3 protein-coding genes are annotated in these 1,649 nt (G+C 36.2%); 2 read left to right on the plus strand and 1 reads right to left on the minus strand.

What is annotated here, in order from left to right; genetic code table 11:
* Positions 1-480, plus strand: a 480-nt coding sequence (locus tag AC1DND_RS27430; protein WP_477585964.1) for a DUF4142 domain-containing protein, incomplete at its 5' end; no start/stop codon positions are given.
* A 119-nt stretch (positions 481-599) separates the two neighbouring features.
* Here AC1DND_RS27430 and AC1DND_RS27435 read toward each other — a convergent pair.
* On the minus strand, positions 600-1,277 hold the full coding sequence (locus AC1DND_RS27435; protein ID WP_477585966.1) for a competence protein CoiA family protein: 678 nt from the start codon (positions 1,275-1,277) through the stop codon (positions 600-602).
* Between the two features lie 195 nt (positions 1,278-1,472).
* On the opposite strand from AC1DND_RS27435, the gene AC1DND_RS27440 reads away from it, so the two are divergent.
* The coding region (locus AC1DND_RS27440) for a DUF6965 family protein (RefSeq protein ID WP_477585968.1) at positions 1,473-1,649 on the plus strand (177 nt) is incomplete at its 3' end.

Below are 1,649 nucleotides of genomic sequence, written 5' to 3' on the forward strand. Positions count from 1 at the left end.
GCTAAAGACAGTTCAACCAATGCAGCTGCCACCGGAGGAATTGCGGTAGATGAAGCTGATGCGAAGTTTACTACACAGGCAGCAGTTGGCGGTATGGCTGAAGTAGAACTAGGAAAACTGGCCCTCGAAAAAAGTAGCAATCCACAGGTTAAAGAATTTGCAACCATGATGGTAAAAGACCACGGCATGGCAAACACCGAATTAATGGCCATTGCGAAACAAAAAAACATTACACTACCAAGCACTGTAGACGATGAGCACAAGAAAAAAATGGATGACCTGAGCAAAAAATCAGGTGCAGATTTTGACAAAGCTTATGTTGATGCCATGGTGAGTGGGCATAAATCTACACTAAAATTAATGGAAGATGAATTAAGAGATGCTAAAGATGCAGATCTTAAGGCATTTGCGACTAAAACAGCACCAATAGTTCAAAGCCATTTGGTGATGATCAATAAAATTAACGATAGCATGAAATAATGCGGTTTAGCGTATTAAATTTCTTAGATAAAGGGATTTAATACGCTACTTTTCCCGTCACACTTTGATCTCTCCAGATCTTATCATTAATTACTGAATTTATTTTTCGAAGGTTATACTTAAAGCTCTGGCGGGGTATGCCAATCGATAAAGGCTTTCCTACTTAACATTTTCAGGTAAGGATAATTTCCATTTAATTGGTTACGCTGTTTTAGCTCATATAAAAAATGCCCACCTAAGTCTACAATTATTTTTGCGGTAGCTAAATACCATACACTATGTGGCTGTTTCCAACAAAAAGAATAAAGGTTTGAGGTGAGCTTAATGCCCTGAAGTTCGGGATGGTAAAAATTAAGTATTTTTGGATTGGGCAGCCCCTGCATTACCTCCGATTTCCTCACCATCGAAAGGTGATCGGAATGGCAAAACTCGTAATCCTTTAGCTTTGGGTCATCTACATCAGGCAAATGTTTCAATATTTTAAATCCTTTAAATTTTTTGCCATTCAATACCCATATTAAATTTGGATAAAACGCCTCTCTGCTATTAAGTTCAATCAATGTGATCGGAGAATTTTGAAACTCGATGGTATAACCTGATGGGGAAAATACATCAGCACGGTGAATATCAGCATTGGCTGCATCATAAAAAGCAACTTCTCTAAATGATGGCGGGAAAGCCAATTTCCAATCTCGGTGCCATGCGGTCTCCTTTCGGCAATATTCTTTTTTAAGTGATGAAATATCCTGAATCATATCTGAACGGAGGATATCACTTTTCATTTCACTATTGTTCATTCTCTTTCAATGTGATTAAATCACTAAAACAATTAATTAGGGAAAACAAATTTAAACTAAAATTTTTAGTAAAAAAATAGACTTAAGATATAAACGGACAATATTTAAAAATCATTATGACTGAGCATTAGGCATATACCACCTGTTAAAAAAAATTATTTCAATCTGCTCAAAATAGAATGATAACTTTGTAGTATGACCATCCAAGAAATACAACAGCTAGAAGATTTTTTTACCCAGGCAGGAAAGCAAGAGGTTCCAATTTATCTTAATCAGGCTACCGTAATTACCGATTATGCCCATTTTCTGGAAAGTCATTTTATGCCTTTAAAGCTTAATCCTGATGCAAAAGTGAACCTACCACTAATACAT

The sequence above is a fragment of the Pedobacter sp. 01N416 genome, from assembly GCF_056399685.1.

Excerpts from the sequence above, each read along its gene's own strand:
- AC1DND_RS27435 (WP_477585966.1), bottom strand. The coding sequence starts at position 1,277 with ATGAACAATAGTGAAATGAAAAGTGATATCCTCCGTTCAGATATGATT.